Here is an 18,460-nt window from a genome sequence, read left to right on the forward strand (position 1 = left end):
CATGGAGGCAAGGAACATGGGTAGTGGCCGAAGGGCGCGAATTATACTTAGGAACTGGGTAAATCACAAGCATTCTGTGCAGTGCTCCTGCTGGCGACTGTCATGCCACTGTCATAAAGCAGCATTAGACTGTTGGTTTTTGTCCCGCAAGAAGATGGTGCCACCGAATGCCCCTGCCCGTTTTACAGCGCCTTCGACTGCCATTCTGGCTCTGCGCCCTGTTGCTGTTGTGGAGCTGCCAGAGTCTTCAGGCAGAGGAGCTAGCAGCAACCGATGACTTCCCAACCCAACCGATTCGTATTGTGGTCTACACCAGCCCTGGTGGTCTGATCGATTTAACAGCACGCCGCTTTGCCGAAATCGCACGCCGCTACAGCAATGGTGTCCCTTTTGTGGTGATTAACCGCCCCGGAGGCGGTGGTATCGTCGCATTTGAAGAAGCCTTGCAGCGCCCGGCTGACGGCTACACTTTACTGGCCGTTACCCGATCCAATATATCCAAAATGGTCGCCACCGGCCGGGAAGACTTAATTGAGCAACTCGACTGGCACTCCTACCTGATGCACAACCCTCATGTGCTCATTACCAACAGCACGAGCGGACTCGATAGCTGGCAAGCCTTGTATCAGGATGCCATCCAAAAAGGTGATCGTCAGTTGTGGCTGGGCGCCGATATTGGCGGTGTCAAACACGTGTCTGGCGTAAAAATGGCCAAGCAGGCCGGCATTCAAATGCGCTGGATCCCCTACAGCAGTGGCGGTCAGGCCATCGCTGCTTTACTGGGTAATATGGGAGATGCTTACCTGGGGAATCCGCGCGATGCCCTGGCCTCCAATGATTTAACCCTGGTTGCAGTCGCAGCCAGCGAACGCCTGGCCGAGTTTCCGGATGCGCCCACCTTCCATGAGCTTGGCATTCCAGGGTTGGAGCAGGAGCTGATTTGGCGCGGTTTTGCCCTGCGTCAAGGAGTACCGGAATCCATTCGCCAATGGTACAGCCAGCTGATCTATCAGGTCAGTCAGGACCCGGACTGGCAAGCCAGTTGGGCCAATGAAGGGGTCAGCCTCCAGTACAAGGACAGCCAGGCCTTTCATCAACTGGTTGAGCGCGACACCCGGGAGTTTCAGTATTACCTGACCGAAATCGGCTTGTTGCGCCAGCCGGGTGAACGCAGCAGCCTGCTTGCCGGTGTAGGCGAGCAGCAAGCCCGACAATTTTTTACCGCCAGCCTGCTGCTGATCAATGCAGTGCTGGCCCTGGTGTTGTTCCGCTCCTCCTGGCGTGCCCATGCCAGTGAGCTGATGATTCTATCCGGCATTACCTCACTGGCCTTGTTGTTTTACGGCATGACCACAAGTTTACCGCCACCATCCAGCGTCGATGTGGTTGGAGCCCAGGGCGTTCCCAGGCTGTGGATTTATCTTTTGCTGCCGCTGGCACTGTATCAGGTGGCGCTGATTTTACGGCACCCCAAAAAAAACCGGCTGCGCAAACGGCCCCGACTGCTGTTTCGCTTTCTAAGCGCCATGCTGTGCTATGTGCTGCTGATCCCCATCCTGGGTTACTGGCTGGCTTCCCTGTTGTACTTGCCAGCGGGTCTTTATTTGCTGAAATACCGTCAGCCCCGGGCCATGCTGCTGCTCACCGCCGGCTGGCTGTTGTTTTCGTACTGGGTGTTTCAGCGCTTGCTTTATGTCGATTTACCCAGTGGCCTGCTGGTGTAAGGCGCCGCTGTCAGCCTGTTTGGAGAAGGAGCTGTTGTGATTGAACATTTGCTGGCCGGTAGTTCGGCCGTGCTGTCCTGGTGGCCCCTGGCTGCCATTGTAGCTGGCTTGATGATTGGCATTGTGGTCGGCGCCATTCCTGGTTTATCGCCTTCCATGGGCGTTGCCCTGCTGGTCCCTTTCACCTACGGCATGTCACCGATGCTGGCGCTGATCCTGTTGCTGGCCATTTACATTGGCGCCAGCTATGGTGGCTCCATTACCGCCATTACCATCAATGCACCGGGGACAGCGTCCGCTGTAGTGACCGCCATTGATGGCCATGCCATGACTCGGCAAGGCCGGCCAGCCCGGGCTCTTGGTATTTCCATTGTCACCTCAGCGGTGGCCGGCATGCTGGGCACCCTGGTGTTGATGCTGTTCTCGCAACCGCTGGCCGCCATCGCCGTTACCTTTCACCCAGCAGAGTACTTTGCGCTGGCGTTGTTTGGCCTGGCCACCATCTCCTCGCTGGCTGGTGCCAACTGGCTGAAAGCTTTTATTGCCGCCATCATCGGCTTGCTAATTAACACCATTGGTACCGATCCCATTTCCGGGGCCGACCGCTTTACCTTTAATTACACCCCCTTGTCCGATGGCTTTTTGCTGATCCCGGCCCTGATTGGTCTCTTTGCCTTAAGCGAAGTGTTCAGTCGGATAGAGCAGCGCGATTTTCGCAGAAAGCGGCTGGATGAAGTGCAGGACAGCTGGCCCGGCTTCGTCACCTACTGGCAGTTAAAGTGGGTTACGCTCCGCTCAGCCTTGATTGGGACCCTGATTGGCATATTCCCAGGGGCCGGCGCCACCATAGCTTCTTTTATCAGCTACGACATCGCGAAAAAGCAGAGTCAGACACCGGAGCAATTTGGCCAAGGCAGCGATGAAGGGGTCGCGGCTGCAGAAGCCGCCAACTCAGGCTCAGTGGGCGGTGCCATGGTGCCCCTGCTCACCTTGGGGATCCCCGGCAGTGCCACCACAGCGGTGCTGGTTGGTGCCATGATGATCCACAAACTGAACCCTGGCCCTCAACTGTTTCTAAGCAGCCCAGAGCTGATGTATGGTCTGTTCGCTGCCATGTTGCTGGCTAATCTGGCCCTGCTGCTGGTGGGGCTGGCTGGCAGCCGGCTTTGGATCCGGGTGACCGATGTTCCTAAACCGGTGCTCTTTGTGCTAATCAGTCTGATGGCAGTGATTGGCGCTTACTCGGTGCGTCACTCGATGTTTGATGTATTTTGCTGCCTGGGCTTTGGCATTTTGGGCTGGATCTTAAAGCGCAAAGACTACCCACTGGCTCCGGTGATCCTGGGGATGGTGCTGGGATCCATTGCCGAAACCAATTTCCGCCGTGCCGTGATGATGGATGGCTACGACGTATTCTTTACCCGTCCTATCAGTGCTGTTTTGCTGATATTGGCATTGGCATCTTTTATCATTCCACTTATCCGCATGCACAGATCAACAACTCGGGATCCGTCATTATAGTGACATATTTTCGTCACGGGATCGTCATACTATCTTGTTAACATTTCTTGGTCCCGGGCAGTAACGCAGCTAATATCGCTGCGAAGTGCACGAGCTACATTGTAGAATGCAAGGTTGATGATGCTGCGTTCTGGTTGGGGTATGAATTTACCCAAAAACCATAACAGGAGCGTAAAGCATGAAGCGTAGTTTCACCCTAAGCCTAATCTATTCCGCTTTGCTCAGTGCATCACTTGCCGCCACTGCAGCCAGTAACCCAATTAGCGAAATCCACTCCGAGCTTGATTATGAGCCAACCTCTCCTATTGAGGGCGATGAAGTCCGCACCCGCGTCAATAAATTCACGGTGGAAACCGCCGACGGCAAACATCGTTTTGGTGTCCGCGGCCGCATTATGCTCGATGCCGCCTACCTGGATGACAACTTCATGACCACCGATGACGACCGGTTAGACCGGGGCGATCTGGCCAAGTATGGCACCATCATTCGTCGCGCGCGCCTGGGCATGCTGGGGGTGATGTACGATCGCTGGGAGTGGCAGGTGGAAATTGATTTCCGCGATCCGGTAACTTACGACATTGAAGAAGGCGATGACATCGAGGGCATCCGTTTTGCCAATACCTACGTGGCCTATCTGTTCGATCACGGTCGTCTGGCCGCCGGCTACTTCAAAGAGCCATTCAGCATGGAAAGTTCGACCAGCTCGCGCCGGATTTCTTTTATTGAACGTGCAACGCCCATCGACGCCTACCGTCCGTCCCGCGAGCTGGGTGTGATGTATGAAACACTGAATCCAAATTACTATGCCGCTCTGGGCCTGTTTGGTGGCGATGGCGTCAGCCGTAACCGCCGCAACACCGAAGGCTTCTCAGTTGCAGGCCGCGCTTCTTTCTCGCCGGTCTATGATGCATCCAACCGAATCTGGTCGCACTTAGGGCTGTCGGTCAACTACCGCAGTAATGGCTACGAATACCAGCGCAGCCGTGGCCGCGAGAAAGAATACAACTCCGTCCGCTTACGCAGTCGTTTAGGCACCCGTGCCATTGATGGCCGGGTCATTGGCCGTCGCGATTTCAGCGATGTAAAAGACATGACCCGCTATGCCATTGAAGCGGCTTACGGCGTCGGCTCTTTCTCCATTCAGGGCGAGTACGCAGGCGTACGGCTCAACCGGGATGAAAATGCCCGTGGCTTTGAGAATCCAAGTGTCGTCAAGATCAGCAATGGTGGCTACTACGTTCAAACCAGCTTCTTCACCACTGGCGAACAACGCAACTACCGTCGTTTCAGTGGCGACTTTGGCCGTACCCGGGTACAAAACCCGGTGGGCTCAGGTGGCTATGGCGCCGTCGAGTTGCTGGCACGCTATGCCTATGCCGATCACACCGACCACCACGATGAGCGGGGTGCACAGGAGCTGAAGCATTACACCTTGGGCCTGAACTGGTACCCGGTTGATGACATTGTGCTGAAGTTCAATGCCATGTTCGTCGATGCCAAAACGTCCAGCCGCGATCTGGAGCCTGGTGAGTTCAAAAGCTGGGACAGCATGGTGTACGCCCTGCGTTTGCAGTTTGAGTTTTAACGCAAAGACGTTGGTTACCATCACCATGCCCTATCAAAAGGGTTGCCGCCGGCAACCCTTTTTCAACCTGGGGAAACCGTCCATGGCTCCCTTTGTTGCAACGCTACCATACACAATAAAGGAGTCACACAGTGAATATGCTCCCCATAGCCACCATACTCAGTATCATTATTTTTAGCGTCACATTCAGCAGGGCCCAGGCAAAAACTGAACTGTGGTATGAACTTAAGTTTTTGTTGCCTGTTGAAGGAGTTTTAGCCGTTGAAGGTGAGCTAACCTCAGAGTTTCTGCAACAGTTCGATCAAAGCCAATTAAAACAACTCGCCTTTTCAGTGGGTTATCTTGATACTGCCAGCCTTCATTTACGCCAGACTGGCTGGGGACTGCGCATAAGAAAGCGGGCAGATCAACCAGAACATCGGCTGCAATTTAAAAAACGCTACCCAGTTCAGCGGCTGCAGGAAACCATTGCGCTTGCCAGCTCTGAAAGCTTTACCAGTACAGCAGACGAGTGGGATGTTGAAGTAGACTGGGGGATACAACATCAGACGCTTAGCTTTGCCCAAACCAGTCGTCAGAACTTTGATATGCCAACGCAGCTAGCCATGCCAGATTTACCTGCTATTAAAGCCTTGCTGTTACAGCAGGCTCCCGTTCAATTTCCTGTCGACATCGTTCAAGAATACGGCTTGATGGTGTATGGCTATGTCCCCTTTACCCGCTATCGTAACTTGTCGCTAAGTTTTGAAAATAAAACAATTGATGGGATATCAGTTGAGGTATGGCAGTTTCCTGAAAACGAGACTGCCCAAGCCCACACACTGATAGAGCTGTCATTTCGGGCAAAAGGTTTGGCTGATGCTCAATCACAACGAGACACAATGCGACAATGGTTAGCAGAAAAAAAATTGCTATTATCAAACGATGCACTGAAATCCCGCCTAACGATCGAGCGATTCAGCCAGTAACATGATTCAATGAAAGGTGGAACACCCGGAAGTGTTCCACTTAGTTTAATTTAATAAACAACGCTTCAGCTCAGCGAGCTCGTAAAAAAACTGCGTTCCCGGATATGGCCGACAATCTGGCTTTAACTGTGTTTCTTTTTCCTGGTGCAACGAATGGATAAGCGTAACCCCTTCAGTATTACGATACACATCCCACTGCACATTAGCAGACATTGGTGACACCAAAGCGCTCCGCCACTGGCTATTCTGATAACTGAATACCATGGTTTCCGGTAAACCTTCGCTGGCATTTTTGATTCCCAGAAATGCGGCCAGAGGCATTAAAACCTGAGCATGCGTAAAACGGACGGTGGCCACTTCATCATTGGCATGCTCTATACGGTGAAGCATGTCGCGGACTAGATTACCGGCCAGGCGATAGGTAATATCCTCACCGCTAAAACCTGGGCCACGGCCATAAAACGAGTCCGCGTCATCAAGCTCAGCAAACCACAACGCATAGGGTTCAGACACAAAGCGTTCAAATTGCCAGTCGCCCTCTGCCGGCATATTGCTGGTGATACTGAATAGTGAATACATTACCATAGCCGCATCGACCGAGTTTGCGATGCTATCGTCATCGTAATCCAGCTGAAAACGGATCGCTCCGTTATCCAGTTGATCTAAAAACGCCGGTGTGAATAGCCTTTCCAGCATCTGCCGCGCCATGAGTCTGGTTTTTGGCTGGGTCGATAAGTCGTGCAGAATACGTTGCAGCCGTGGGTCATTTTTACGGTAATCATTGTAACCTTCGCTGCCTTCGGCTTTGTTAAAATACAAGGTGTGTTGATCGGCCCGCATTGGCTCAGCCAGGGCTGCCAACGGCGGAAGATGCTCAGTCCAGCTTGCCAAAAAGGCTTCTGCACTTTCGGCGGCCCGCGCTCGCCCGGAGTGAAGCACGGCGATGCGTTGCTGCCTGGCAATGGCCTGTTCGAACAAGACGGATTGACGCTGCAGCATCCGTGCTGCCATATTCCGATGCTCTTGCCGGCCAAGCTCGGACAAACTGCCGTAGCCAATAGCTTTATGCACAGCTAGCAGTTGCTGCAGCACTGGGCCCAAACTCTCACCCAACTCAGTCAGGGCTTCAGCCTGCTTTGCTGCCAGCCACAACTGATAGGCCAAATCATCATCGCCCGGGCTGGAGAGCACCCGAGAACCATGGCGGGCAACATGCTGCACCATGACAGGCGAAAAACCTGCTGGTGGCTGGCTATACTGCTGCCAATTCTGCTGAGGTTGGTAAGGCATCTTGCTGCCTAACAATACACCCGGATCAGACTGATTTTGTTCTGGCTGCGGGCTACAGCCCATCATGCATAATGCGCTAACTACAAAAAGATACTTCATTTTTTTCATTGTTGGATCTCCTGGTCCAAGCCAAATTCAGTGCCATTCCAGCAGCGGTTGGCACGAACACGTTCGGCCAGCAGCACACTGCAAACCCGAACCTCAGGCAGCACCTGCGATGACTGAATGTATTTGTTGCCCTGGGCATCTTTGTGAAGCTCAAAAGCATCGTACAAAGTTCCGGCTGGAGTAAACGCCTGATACACCAGGCGATTGCTCTGTACATCAATCAGCTGAAATAGCTGCGTATCCTCACCCACCCGTTGCATTTTTTTCGTTGCCTGCTCTGAGTTCAGATACATCTTAGGGCCTGCAACCGAGACCACATAAACAGGGCCTCCCTGCTGAGGCTGGCCACTTAAGCCAGTGGCCAGGTTTTGGCTGCGGCCGTAGACATGATCATGGCCTTGCAGCACCAAATCCACGTTGTGCTTTTCGAACAAAGGCAACCAGTACTGACGCAATATCGGGTTATCCCGTCCCGTCGAGACAGAAAACATAGGGTGATGATAAGTCACTACGGTCCAATGCCCGCTGTTCGTGCTTAACACCTGTTCCAACCAGACTGCCTGCAGCTTGGCAAGCTCTTCATTTTGCAGCGCCTCCATTGAATTCAGCGAGATAAAACGAACCCCCTGATAATCTGTATAAAATACGGTATCTTGCAGTGGCTCTGGCCCATTTCGGATGGAAGAAAACTGAGCTGAAAATTGTGGTACCAAAGTGCGGGGGCCGGTGCCATGTTCGATGTATTCATGGTTGCCAGGGGTGACAATTTGATTGACCATGCTCCCCTGCCACCCCAAGGCATGAAACCATTCCCCCCACTCATTATCATGATTACCAGCCCGGCTATTGACCAAGTCCCCCGCATGAACCATGACACTGGCTCGCGGACGCTGCAACAGCGCTTCACGAAACACACGTGATACATGAGCTTTCATTTGGTTTTGCGCATCACCAAAGTAGATAAAGCTAAAAGGGCTAAATTCTGCTGTAGCGGTTTTAAATTGAAACCACTCGCTCCAGGTTCCCAATCCCTGCACCCGATACGCATAGAGCGTGTCCGGCTCGAGTTGGTCAAAAGTCACTTTGTGTTGATGGGCCTTGCCATTGTCGCTGTATACAGCGGTTACCTGACTGAGCTCCGTTTTCATAGCACGATGCATACCGGGCCCATCAATGGCCCGCGCCAACTGCGCTTTAGCAACTCCAACGTCGGCATGGGTGCGCCAATGAATACTCTGACTGCTGGCAGGTGTTGTGGTGGGTATTAAAACAATACGATCAGGGCTGACACTGGCACGGTAAGGATCCGCCCCGGCAGGTACCAGGGTATAATGAGGCTCAGCACTGGTAACACAACTTACGATCAAACCCAGTAAGGTTAAAGTTAGCAGAAAATAGTTCACTCGATGTTCCTTTTTACAATGCAAAAAAGCCGGGCATTGCTGCCCGGCTGAAACGCTCAACTTCGTCTAGAAAGAGCCACTAATCCCCAGCTGCCAGGCACGGCCAAACTGCTCGTGCTCATACACCCGGCTACGCTCGCCTTGATAACGGACCGCTTTGCTGTCGGTCAGGTTGCTGGCCTCCAGAAATACTGAAAACTGATCCGTCAGTTTGTAACTGGCGGTAAAGTCCAGTGTTCCCCGACCATCCCAAAACACATTCAGCTCAGGATTGCCGGTATCAAAGGCGTCAATGTATTCAGAGCGGTAGTTGTAGGCCAACTGACTGCTGAAACGGGCAATGTCGTACTGCAGGGCCAGGTTCACGGTATGACGACTGGTACCCGCCAGCTCAGTTTTGCCGATATTGAACGGCAAATCAGCTTCAGACTTGGTGTGGGTGTAATTGGCAATGAAGCCCAATCCACTCCAGGCACCAGGCAGGAAGCTCAGGGTTTGCTGCCAATTCAGTTCCAGACCATAAAGGTAACCACTGTCGCCATTTTCAGGGCGAACCATCCTGAACCCGTCAAATTCACCACCTGTAAAAATACTGCGCGCTTTGAAGATCGGATCCGACAGGTTTTTATAGAAAACCCCAGCCGAAATCAGCCCGAGCGGTTCCAGGTAATACTCAGCCGTTAAATCAAGGTTATGCGCATAGGTTGGTTTCAGGTTGATATTACCAATATCTACCGTACCGCGACCAGATTCACGATCCTCGATGATAAAATAAGGCACTAAGTCTTCGAAGTTTGGCCGGCTTAAACCAGTGCTGTAGGCGGCACGGACAATCAAGCCATTCTCCAGCTCCTGGCGTAAATGCACGCTTGGGAACACCTTGGTGTAACGCTTGCTGGCGTCCACCAGGGTCGCTTCGCCGGTATCAGCATCGTACTCATTGGCGGTGCCACTGTTTTTGGTTTGCTCGATACGAGCACCAAACAACAGCGTGGTCGTATCCCATTCCAGCGTATTCATCGCATAGACAGCAAGAATATTTTCAGAAGCCTCATAATCAGACACAATGGATGGCGCGCCCCGATCAAGGAAATCCTCATTTTCAAAAATATCGCGATACGCAGTGACAAAATCACGCTGCAACTTAGAGCCATTGTTGTAAAAGCCACCAAATGGCTGTGATTGCTTATCAATGATCACATCAGCAAAGGCCGGGGCGCCCACACCACGCGAGTTACGGAAACGATTTTCATCGTTTTCTTTGTCTTTCAGGCGTGCTTTGGCACCAAATTTTAAGGTCGAATACGCATTGCCCCACTGACCAGGTACCGTGATATTAACCTGGTAGGCTTGCTCAGTTTCTTTGGCACCACCGGTACGGCGCTCATAACGACGCCAGTTCATATCCGAAACCGGGAAGTTAAAATCGGTGCGTACCACGCCACCATCGCTGTCCAATACCTGAAAGGTTGGCAAGTCCGGATTACTAAAGTCGTACGCCATAGCCGGACGGCTCGACTCACGATAAATTAAGTAATCACGATTAGGGAAATCTTGTTTAGCCGAAGACACCGACGCCTGGAAATCAACGGAATAGGCGTCGAAATGGTAGCGGCCACCAAATACCGTGGAGTTGATGGTATTGACGAAAGTTCGATGCCGCAGCTCTTTATCAAAGGTGGCACGCCCAGCAACACCGGAGAATTGATTCGACTCTGGAGTAAACCGATCCAGACTGATTTCTAAGGTGTCACGGAATTCATTGTCTTCAAAACGTGAATAGCTGTGCGAAAGGTACAGATGTGAATTATCATCTGGTCGCCAGTCAAAGCGACCGGTTAAACCAGTACGTACACGTTTGACTTCATAATCTTTGAACTCAAAAGTTTCAGGTAAGTAAGCCCCATTAGCAGCTTCAAACCAAACCGGCTCAATATTATCGGTAACCCGATTGGTTTCACTATGCTGCGCCGAGAAAAGAAAGCCAGCATTGCCATCCGCACCCAAACGAGAGCCGGCAGTCAATGCCGTTTTATAGGCGTTGCCATTGCCCTTTTGGTTTTTGCCGCCAGAAGCACGGGCACGCAGAATATGGCCAGAGCTATCCAAAGCCCCCTGGGTAACAATATTGATATTACCGGCGATGGCATCGGCATCCATATCCGGCGTAATGGCCTTGGTCAACTCCAGCAAGGAAATAATATCCGATGGAATGGTATCCAAATCCACCGCTCGGGTTCCGCCGTCCGGTGATGGAATAATCACCCCATCGATGGATACGTTGGCATATTCCAGTGGCGCACCACGCACGTTGACGTACTTGCCTTCCCCCTGATCGCGCTGAATGGAAGCGCCAACCAAACGCTGCATGGCTTCTGCCACGTTATCATCCGGAAAGCGCCCCAGATAATCAGCCGATACCACGGACTTCAGGTTGTCTGAGGCACGTTGAATGTTCAACGCCCGCGATTGTGCATCGCGGCTACCAAACACATGCATCACTTCTACATCACCATTGCCGTACCGTAAGTCCAACGCCACCCCCTGACCTGGCAGAACTTCAGCAGATACACGCTGGGTACCAAAACCAAGGTAGCTCACTTCCAGCTGGTAGGAGCCAGGCTGCAGGCCGTCAAAGCGAAAACGGCCCTGACGATCCGTGGTGGTTTCCCGGTTGGTACCAGCAATACGGACAATAGCGCCTTGCAAAAAGCTGTTGCGATTGTCCTGTAACTGGCCGGAAATGCCTTGAGTCTCTGTAACTGAAGAACTGACCCGAAGTGGCAAACTCGTATCTGCAGCAAGCGATGTGCTCAGATAACCACCACAGGATAGGGCAACAGCGGCGGCGATGGCATGCTGGAAAAATCTTGGTTTGGTACGATGCTTCATTGTTCACATTTTCCTGTTTTACAAATTTGACCGAAAGATTACAGAGCAAAATTGACAGGAAAATGACCATGAAATGACAGTATGCAGACAGGTAGGTTTAGCTTTTATGACAATAAACGCTTACGGATCCAACTAGATAAATGCTCAACCGAAATAACCACAAGCAAGATAATGAGCATGATGGTCAACGCCTGATCATAACGGAATAAGTTCATTGCGGCTGAAAGCTCGACTCCGATACCGCCGGCACCAACCAAACCCAATACCACAGCACTTCGAATCGCTTTTTCAACAGAATACAACGAGGTAGCAACAAAAGAGGGGAATGCTTCTGGTAGGATGCTTGCCATAATCACAGCTGAGCGCGAGCAGCCTGCGGCTGTTAGGGCTTGTGCCGGACGAGGATCGGTTTCTTCGATGCGTTCGGCAAAAAAGCGACCACAAAAACCGATGGTATCCATCATAATAGCCAGAATGCCAGCCAAAGGCCCAAGGCCAACAGCCACTACAAAGATCAGTGCCCATACCAGATCGGGGATGGTCCTTAGTGTTGCGACGATATTGGTAGACAACCAACGCACCAGTCGATTCGGCGAGGTATTTCTGGCACTGAGCAAGGCAAAAGGCACACTAATGATAACACCGAAGACAACCCCAACCAGTGCCATTTGAAAGGTTTCAAGCATGGCATAAGCAATAAAGTTCCAGCGGCTCAAATCAGGCGGAAAAGACTCTGCAGCAAAAATACCAACATTCAAAATTCCCTGGCCCAGTCTGTCTATGCTGACATCCGCACCGTCAATCCCATGAAGAAAAAATGCAACAAAACCGATGATCAACAACCAAGCAGTAACCGATGGACTGCGGAATCGTGGTGGCAAATAGTCTGAGTTGCCATGTTGTGCTTTCTCAATCATGCGTGATACAGCTCCTGAAATGTTTCAGCGGGTAAGTTATCGGGGGTGTCATCAAACACAATCTTGCCCTTTTTCATTCCGACCAAGCGATGGCCGTACTGCATAGCCAAATCAAGCTGATGCAACACACAAATTAATGTCATGCCATGTTCAACCACAATACGCTGCAATAGCTCCATCACTTCACGCCCTGCTTTAGGATCCAAGCTGGCGACCGGTTCATCAGCAAAGACGATTTTGGCTTGCTGCATCAACATACGGGCTATGGCAACCCGCTGCTGCTGGCCGCCAGACAGCATATCCGTGCGCCTGGCAGCCAATTCTGCCAAACCAACCTGCTCCAGCGCCCAAAGTGCCTGCTCGCGAAGTGTCCGGGAAGCAGTCAGATTGAGTACTCGCCAAAAGCCATGTTTTGCCATCGCGCCATACAGGACATTTTGCAAAACAGAGACATCTAGCACCAGGTTCATTTGCTGGAAAACACAGCCAACGCCTTGGCGAACTTTTCGGAGTTTATGCCCACGAAGCTGATGAATATCATGCTGATCGAGCAAAATTTTCCCGGAGCTCGGCTTTTCCAGGCCGGTTAAACATTTCATCAAGGTTGATTTACCACAGCCATTATGCCCTAACAAAACCAGCTGTTCTCCCTGCCTGACTTGTAAAGTCACACCATTGAGTGCTTGCGTGCCATCCGGGTACACTTTGGATAAATCACTTATCTGAATCACTTGATGATCACCTCAAAATACCCAACACCTTCATGGCATCAGCAACAAACTGATAATCGTCTTTAGTCACTGGAATCATACGTGCTTCCAGATATTTATCCCGGGCCCCCGGGTTTAAAATAGCCTGAAGAATGGGCTCGGCATGCTGCTGGAAAATCAGTTGCAGGGTTGTCACACAGGCCGCAGGAACATGACCACCTGCGATAATTGGGTCACCGGGCATGTCATCACTTTGCGCCAAAATCCGATAGGGCTGCGCTTGCTGAGCCACAAAAGGAGCAAAATCTCGAAGGCCGGTACCTACAGCGTCTACCTCACCTGCAGCTAACGCTGCCATACGGGCACCATCGATTAAAGAAATTCGTACATCCCGATCCAGATCCAAACCTGCCCGATGGAGCATATAGCTTGGAATGATATGGCCTGTGGTGGAGCCATGATCTTTCATTGCGACATGGCGCCCTTTCAGATCAGTTAAGCGCTGAATTGAACTATGCTCCGGCACAATAAATACGGCAGCATACTCAGGGCGGGCAATTGCAGCGACAGGCTGAATACCTTGCAAACGTTGCTGCATTAGCAAAAACTCGGTCGGACCAGCCAATACCAGATCAACCTGACGAAAGCGCAAAGCATTGACTGCTGTAGTTCGATTGCCAACGGGGAAAAACTGCACCTGAACGTCCAGCAGTTCCAGCATCAATGCAACAAACTCATGGTAAGCGCGTTGTAACTCTTCGGCGCCTTCGATGCCGGTATCTGCAAAACGAAGTGGTGATGGACAGGATTGTGCAGATACTGGTTGACTCAGCACAAGTACACTGACAGTAAAAATCACAAACAACCAATGTGCCATAACACAATCTCCCAGTATTAAAAATGCTGAAGATTGTAAGACAGAAAAATGACACTATTTTGACAAGGGCCAGAGTGTTACTGACAAGATGCGTTAAAGTTTAGGCTCTAAAAGACTGCGAGATTCAACCAGCAGCCTTTCATCCAAGGTTAGTGTTAAAGACGCTGCCGCACCGCTTCAAATAAGCAAATGCCGGCGGCCACCGACACATTCAGGCTGGACACACTGCCCTGCATCGGAATTTTTACCAGCGCGTCGCAGGTTTCACGGGTCAGCCGACGCAATCCATCACCTTCAGCACCCAACACAATGGCCAGCGGGCCGGTCAGTTCGGTTTGGTACAGGGTTTGCTCGGTTTCACCGGCAGTACCGATCACCCAAACACCGGCTTCCTGCAATTGCCGCAGCGCACGGGCTAAATTGGTCACCGCAATAAATGGCACGGTTTCAGCAGCGCCACAGGCCACTTTGCGTACTACGGAGGTGAGCTTGACCGAGCGATCTTTGGGTACCACCACGGCATGCACCCCGGCGGCATCGGCACTGCGCAGAATTGCGCCTAAATTATGTGGATCCGTCACGCCGTCAAGCACCAACAGCAAGGGCGTACTCTGCTGTTGTACAATGGCCATTAAATCAGCATCGCTGCCCGCCTGTGCCAACCGTACCTTGGCGACAATGCCCTGATGCTGGCCCTGTACCAGGTTATCCAGCGTTTTGCGGTGACAAAACTGCACAGCAATACCTTGTTGGCGCAGCTGCTGTACCAGCGGGTTCATCCGTTTATCATCACGTTCTTTGCTGACAAAGACTTCCAGTACATCCTGCGGTGAGCGCTCTACAACGGCTTGCACTGCGTGCAAACCAAATACAAAATCATTGCTCATCGGTGCTATCCTCAGCCGTCAGTTCCATACCCAGATTACTCACCCCTTGCTCAGCCACCCACTGTTGCAGCTTTTTTACCTCCTCCCAGTCAAACTGGCGGATGGCAGACACCAGTTCAATCAACTCGGCCAGGCACTCCATTTCGTACTGCATCAGCGGGTGCTTGCGCACATGTTGCTTTAACTCAGCTTCACTGGTGATATCCAGCTCAGCCGACTCGTGCTCAATCAATCGGGCGACCGAGGCCTGGGATATTTTTGCCACATTGACAATATCAGCACTGTCGCGCTGCTCAATGCCAGTTAATAAGGTTTCCAGTGCGGTGGCAGTATCCACCGCCGGATAAACGCCAAAACAATCGTAGTGATTCACTTCCGGGATCACCTCGGCCAGTTCATCGGTTAAACGGGCAAAATTAATCTTGGCTTTTTTGACCGCCAGCCATTCCCAGACCAGATCCAGGCTATGACGAACCAGCTTGCTGTCACCAAAGTCCATCAGCTGTGCAAACAGCTGGTAATTGGGCAACATTCGCTCCATCAATGTAGCCGCAACTGCCACCTGCTGGTAAAAACCCAACTCACGCAGGCGTTGAAAATTATTCGCTTTCATCTTTATCCCTGCCACAAGCCCAACATAGTTCGAACTCTGGCGCATTGTTTTCACCACAAGCACAGCACCATTCACGGCCGGCTTGTTGTTTTGTGCTTTGAATGATTGCCAGTGCCTGACTGACTTGATGCGGCCTGACCCAAATGGCAACCTCAACCGCGGTAGGAGGTAACTCGCCAACAGCGCCCAGCAACAACTGGCCCTGGTAACGAGCTTCAACTCGCTGATTGTGCAATAACCCGGTCAACAAAGCCGCTTCGAACTCGGAAGCGGCATGATACACCAGTTGCCATTGCAGCTCACTCATGACTTACCCTTTTTATGCGTGTTGTTGCAGCTGTTTTTGGGCGTATTCGAATTTTAATTTGTATTCAATCAGTTGTTCTTCCAGCTCGCTTAACTTATCTTGCTGGCGTTGTTGCAGCTCTTGCAATTCCTGCCGTAACTCTTTGATGGTTTCCCTGGAAGCATCAGACTGTTGCAATTGCTTTTGTTCATGTGCTTCCAATCGTTTTTGCGCATGCTGCAATTGCTCTTTGTGCTTCTCCAGCCGCTGCTGCAACTCCAGCTGCTCCTGTTCATGCTGTTGCTGTTGTTGTTGCAGCTCGCTGTTAAGTTGCTCAGCGGCCTGCCATTTTTGCTGAATGTTTTGGAACTCCGGCTGGATAGCCGCTAACTGTTGTTTAAGTTGCTGTTTTTCCGCAGCCAGTTGTTCAGTCAAAGCGGACGAGGATTGCTGCTGTTGCTGCAGTTGCTCGTGGGCGGTTTTCAAATCCTGCAGCTCTTGCTGAACTTTTGCCAGCGCCTGCAACTTCTCTTTCTGTGCCTCGGCCTGAGCTCCCTGCTGCTCCTGCAACTCGCTGTGCTCGCCACGCAGTCGCTCCAACTGTTGCTTGGTATCTTTCAGCTCCTGTTCGGTAGGAGCCTGCTTTTGCTGTAACCGTTGTAGCTCCTGCTGAACTTGTTGTAAGGCTTTGGCGTGCTGCTGCGCACTGGAGGCTTGTGTTTTTTCCTGCTCCGCCAAGCTTTTTTCGGCCTGCTGGCGTAGCTTTTTTTCTTCGGCCAGCTGCTGGCGTAAACTTTTTACATCCTCTTTGCTGTGCTGCAATTGAGCCTGATCAGCCACTTGCTGATGCTTCAATTCGTCCAATTGCCGCTGCAGCTGTTGCAGCTGTTGCTTTAGCTGCCGCTCCTGGTCGCTATGCTGTTGGCCTTGCGATTGCTGCAACTGCTGAATTTGTTGCTCCAGTTGTTGTTTTTCTTGCTGCAGCTGCTCATTGGCCAGAGTCTGCTGTTGTTGCTGTGCGGTAAAGTCTTGTTGCACCGCTTTTAATTCCTGCTCCAGCTGCTTTTTCTGTTGAATCGCCTGATCCAATTGCTGTTGGGACTTTTTTAATGTTTCCAACTGCGCCGGATCTTCCGGGATCGCCATATCAAGCTGCTGTTTGGCTTGTTGCCACTCTTTAAACAGCTTCTGGTAGGCTTGCTCTTGTTCTATCAAGCGTTGTTGCCACTGCTGCTGGCTGATTTGCATCAATTGTTGACTTAGCTGCTGCAACTGGGTTTGCTGCTGGCTTTGCAATTGTTGCGAAAAGTGACTCAGCAAATCACCAAGCTCACTGCTCATTGTCTCGATCAAAGTATCGAGCTTCACTTCAGGCTGCACTGCAGGTTGTTGTTTTTGTTTTATTACCATATCAAACCACGACGCCTTTTCATTACATCGGAATACACACTTTAAGCCAGAATTTAGCTTAGAGCTACTGGGTTGACTGTTCATTATAAATTCGACTAAGTGTAATCCTTTCAGGCAAAATAAGCGAATTCCCCTTCAGAAGGCATCATAATGACACTAACCACCCCAGCCCTGCTGTTTCCTGCCATATCCTTGTTGCTGTTGGCTTATACCAACCGTTTCCTGGTATTGGCGCAGTTGATCCGGGAATTAAATGAACGCGAAGGTGCGCAGGTACGCCAGTTGGTGGTGCGCCAAATTGCTAACCTGAAAAAGCGCATTGTGCTGATCCGCTCGATGCAGGCATATGGTGTACTTAGCTTTTTGCTGTGTACTTTGTCGATGTTTTGTTTATTTATGCTGTGGGAGCTGGCCGGTCAGCTAAGCTTCGCGGCCAGTTTGATTGCCCTGCTGGTTAGCCTGGCTTTGTCCTTGTATGAAATTCAGATTTCCTGCGATGCCATCAACATTGAACTGGAATCAATGCAGGAACGAACTAAACCTTAAGCAGCCTCATTTCCTGCTGCTAACTGCTGCAACTGCTGACGCAGATCACTGCAGTCGGCCTCAGGGTTCAGTTGCTGCAATGACAACGTCAGATCAGCTACTTTCACACCAAATTTATGCAAACTGGTACGATTGATGATTTGCTGAGGCGTCACCAGATACATCCAGTCTTTCACCCGAACATCCATGGTATCGTTTTGGTAGGGAATACGCAGCGTGTATTCCCAGTACAAGCTATTGCCTGCCAATTGCCCACTGGCTTCGCCCATAACATCATGCGCAGTGCCGCTGACCCGGCCATCCGCATGCAGCTGCAACTGCCAGTGCCGGTAATCCACCCGACCGTCGCTAAAATAAAACACCTCGTACAAATCACCGCGGTTTTGTTGCCACACGCCACAGAGATCGGCATGAAAGCGCAGGGTCTGCCTGCCGCGCCAATCCTGCAACACCCCATAAGCCCGGCCACTGCCCTGAAAAAATTGCTCCAACTTCAGCTCAGGCTGCTCCGCCTGATAATCCAGCACCGACCGACTGCAACCAAACAGCAAGCCCACCACAAGAACCACCAACCAGTTACGCATCATTGTCTCTCCTTGTCTTCTGTCGTGAATACGTACCCTAGTCGCCTTTGGCTCAACCAGTAAACTTTTTTATCTTTAAGACAAATTTTCTTTGTTAGACAGCCCGGCACCTGCGCAGTATAAGGACGCATTAAGCCCA

Annotated in this window: 16 protein-coding genes; 5 read left to right on the forward strand and 11 right to left on the reverse strand. The window is 51.5% G+C overall.

Features of this window, described 5'->3' with window-relative positions:
* Positions 1-167 precede the first annotated feature (167 nt).
* The 4 genes from BLW37_RS12465 to BLW37_RS12480 all read left to right on the forward strand — a co-directional run bounded on the left by BLW37_RS12465 (position 168) and on the right by BLW37_RS12480 (position 5,798).
* Positions 168-1,724, forward strand: coding sequence for a tripartite tricarboxylate transporter substrate-binding protein (locus BLW37_RS12465; RefSeq protein WP_091343371.1), 1,557 nt, complete (start codon positions 168-170; stop codon positions 1,722-1,724).
* A 36-nt stretch (positions 1,725-1,760) separates the two neighbouring features.
* Complete coding sequence (locus tag BLW37_RS12470; protein WP_091343373.1) at positions 1,761-3,245, forward strand: tripartite tricarboxylate transporter permease; 1,485 nt, start codon at positions 1,761-1,763, stop codon at positions 3,243-3,245.
* A gap of 178 nt (positions 3,246-3,423) precedes the next feature.
* Positions 3,424-4,830 (forward strand): OprO/OprP family phosphate-selective porin, encoded by a 1,407-nt coding sequence (locus tag BLW37_RS12475; protein ID WP_091343374.1) that lies wholly within the window; start codon positions 3,424-3,426, stop codon positions 4,828-4,830.
* A 233-nt stretch (positions 4,831-5,063) separates the two neighbouring features.
* On the forward strand, positions 5,064-5,798 hold the full coding sequence (locus BLW37_RS12480) for a hypothetical protein (protein WP_139243715.1): 735 nt from the start codon (positions 5,064-5,066) through the stop codon (positions 5,796-5,798).
* Positions 5,799-5,843: 45 nt separating this feature from the next.
* On the opposite strand, the gene BLW37_RS12485 is transcribed toward BLW37_RS12480, so the two are convergent.
* From BLW37_RS12485 to BLW37_RS12530, 10 genes are all read right to left on the reverse strand, one after another.
* Positions 5,844-7,196, reverse strand: coding sequence for a histidine-type phosphatase (locus BLW37_RS12485; RefSeq protein WP_091343378.1), 1,353 nt, complete (start codon positions 7,194-7,196; stop codon positions 5,844-5,846).
* Positions 7,193-8,599, reverse strand: coding sequence for a fibronectin type III domain-containing protein (locus tag BLW37_RS12490; protein WP_171907617.1), 1,407 nt, complete (start codon positions 8,597-8,599; stop codon positions 7,193-7,195). The genes BLW37_RS12485 and BLW37_RS12490 overlap by 4 nt, the downstream gene beginning before the upstream one ends.
* Before the next feature lie 66 nt (positions 8,600-8,665).
* A complete protein-coding gene (locus BLW37_RS12495; RefSeq protein WP_091343382.1) occupies positions 8,666-11,491 on the reverse strand; it encodes a TonB-dependent receptor in 2,826 nt (941 codons plus the stop codon).
* A gap of 104 nt (positions 11,492-11,595) precedes the next feature.
* Positions 11,596-12,408 (reverse strand): phosphonate ABC transporter, permease protein PhnE, encoded by an 813-nt coding sequence (phnE, locus tag BLW37_RS12500; RefSeq protein ID WP_091343384.1) that lies wholly within the window; start codon positions 12,406-12,408, stop codon positions 11,596-11,598.
* On the reverse strand, positions 12,405-13,139 hold the full coding sequence (gene phnC, locus BLW37_RS12505) for a phosphonate ABC transporter ATP-binding protein (protein ID WP_091343385.1): 735 nt from the start codon (positions 13,137-13,139) through the stop codon (positions 12,405-12,407). Before phnC ends, phnE begins: the two co-directional genes overlap by 4 nt.
* A 7-nt stretch (positions 13,140-13,146) precedes the next feature.
* A complete protein-coding gene (locus BLW37_RS12510; RefSeq protein ID WP_091343387.1) occupies positions 13,147-13,995 on the reverse strand; it encodes a PhnD/SsuA/transferrin family substrate-binding protein in 849 nt (282 codons plus the stop codon).
* A gap of 155 nt (positions 13,996-14,150) precedes the next feature.
* Positions 14,151-14,882, reverse strand: a complete 732-nt coding sequence (rlmB, locus tag BLW37_RS12515) for a 23S rRNA (guanosine(2251)-2'-O)-methyltransferase RlmB (RefSeq protein ID WP_091343389.1) — start codon at positions 14,880-14,882, stop codon at positions 14,151-14,153.
* Positions 14,872-15,495 (reverse strand): YjaG family protein, encoded by a 624-nt coding sequence (locus BLW37_RS12520; protein WP_245785726.1) that lies wholly within the window; start codon positions 15,493-15,495, stop codon positions 14,872-14,874. The genes rlmB and BLW37_RS12520 overlap by 11 nt, the downstream gene beginning before the upstream one ends.
* Positions 15,482-15,802 (reverse strand): putative signal transducing protein, encoded by a 321-nt coding sequence (locus tag BLW37_RS12525; RefSeq protein ID WP_091343391.1) that lies wholly within the window; start codon positions 15,800-15,802, stop codon positions 15,482-15,484. The genes BLW37_RS12520 and BLW37_RS12525 overlap by 14 nt, the downstream gene beginning before the upstream one ends.
* A 12-nt stretch (positions 15,803-15,814) precedes the next feature.
* Entirely contained in the window at positions 15,815-17,191 is a 1,377-nt protein-coding gene (locus BLW37_RS12530) for a coiled-coil domain-containing protein (RefSeq protein WP_091343393.1), read from the reverse strand.
* 150 nt (positions 17,192-17,341) lie between these two features.
* Here BLW37_RS12530 and BLW37_RS12535 point away from each other — a divergent pair, with 150 nt between their 5' ends.
* Complete coding sequence (locus tag BLW37_RS12535) at positions 17,342-17,737, forward strand: DUF2721 domain-containing protein (RefSeq protein ID WP_091343395.1); 396 nt, start codon at positions 17,342-17,344, stop codon at positions 17,735-17,737.
* Here the strand turns inward: BLW37_RS12535 and BLW37_RS12540 are convergent.
* Positions 17,734-18,324: a DUF3833 family protein gene (locus BLW37_RS12540; RefSeq protein WP_245785727.1), complete on the reverse strand. Its 591-nt coding sequence runs from the start codon at positions 18,322-18,324 to the stop codon at positions 17,734-17,736. The genes BLW37_RS12535 and BLW37_RS12540 overlap by 4 nt on opposite strands.
* Positions 18,325-18,460: the final 136 nt, after the last annotated feature.

The sequence above is a fragment of the Alkalimonas amylolytica genome (assembly GCF_900107845.1).
Taxonomy (GTDB): domain Bacteria; phylum Pseudomonadota; class Gammaproteobacteria; order Enterobacterales; family Alteromonadaceae; genus Alkalimonas; species Alkalimonas amylolytica.

Excerpts from the sequence above, each read along its gene's own strand:
- BLW37_RS12465 (WP_091343371.1), top strand. The coding sequence starts at position 168 with ATGCCCCTGCCCGTTTTACAGCGCCTTCGACTGCCATTCTGGCTCTGC.
- BLW37_RS12475 (WP_091343374.1), top strand. The coding sequence starts at position 3,424 with ATGAAGCGTAGTTTCACCCTAAGCCTAATCTATTCCGCTTTGCTCAGT.
- BLW37_RS12485 (WP_091343378.1), bottom strand. The coding sequence starts at position 7,196 with ATGAAAAAAATGAAGTATCTTTTTGTAGTTAGCGCATTATGCATGATG.
- BLW37_RS12495 (WP_091343382.1), bottom strand. The coding sequence starts at position 11,491 with ATGAAGCATCGTACCAAACCAAGATTTTTCCAGCATGCCATCGCCGCC.
- phnE (WP_091343384.1), bottom strand. The coding sequence starts at position 12,408 with ATGATTGAGAAAGCACAACATGGCAACTCAGACTATTTGCCACCACGA.
- BLW37_RS12510 (WP_091343387.1), bottom strand. The coding sequence starts at position 13,995 with ATGGCACATTGGTTGTTTGTGATTTTTACTGTCAGTGTACTTGTGCTG.
- rlmB (WP_091343389.1), bottom strand. The coding sequence starts at position 14,882 with ATGAGCAATGATTTTGTATTTGGTTTGCACGCAGTGCAAGCCGTTGTA.
- BLW37_RS12520 (WP_245785726.1), bottom strand. The coding sequence starts at position 15,495 with ATGAAAGCGAATAATTTTCAACGCCTGCGTGAGTTGGGTTTTTACCAG.
- BLW37_RS12525 (WP_091343391.1), bottom strand. The coding sequence starts at position 15,802 with ATGAGTGAGCTGCAATGGCAACTGGTGTATCATGCCGCTTCCGAGTTC.
- BLW37_RS12530 (WP_091343393.1), bottom strand. The coding sequence starts at position 17,191 with ATGGTAATAAAACAAAAACAACAACCTGCAGTGCAGCCTGAAGTGAAG.
- BLW37_RS12535 (WP_091343395.1), top strand. The coding sequence starts at position 17,342 with ATGACACTAACCACCCCAGCCCTGCTGTTTCCTGCCATATCCTTGTTG.
- BLW37_RS12540 (WP_245785727.1), bottom strand. The coding sequence starts at position 18,324 with ATGATGCGTAACTGGTTGGTGGTTCTTGTGGTGGGCTTGCTGTTTGGT.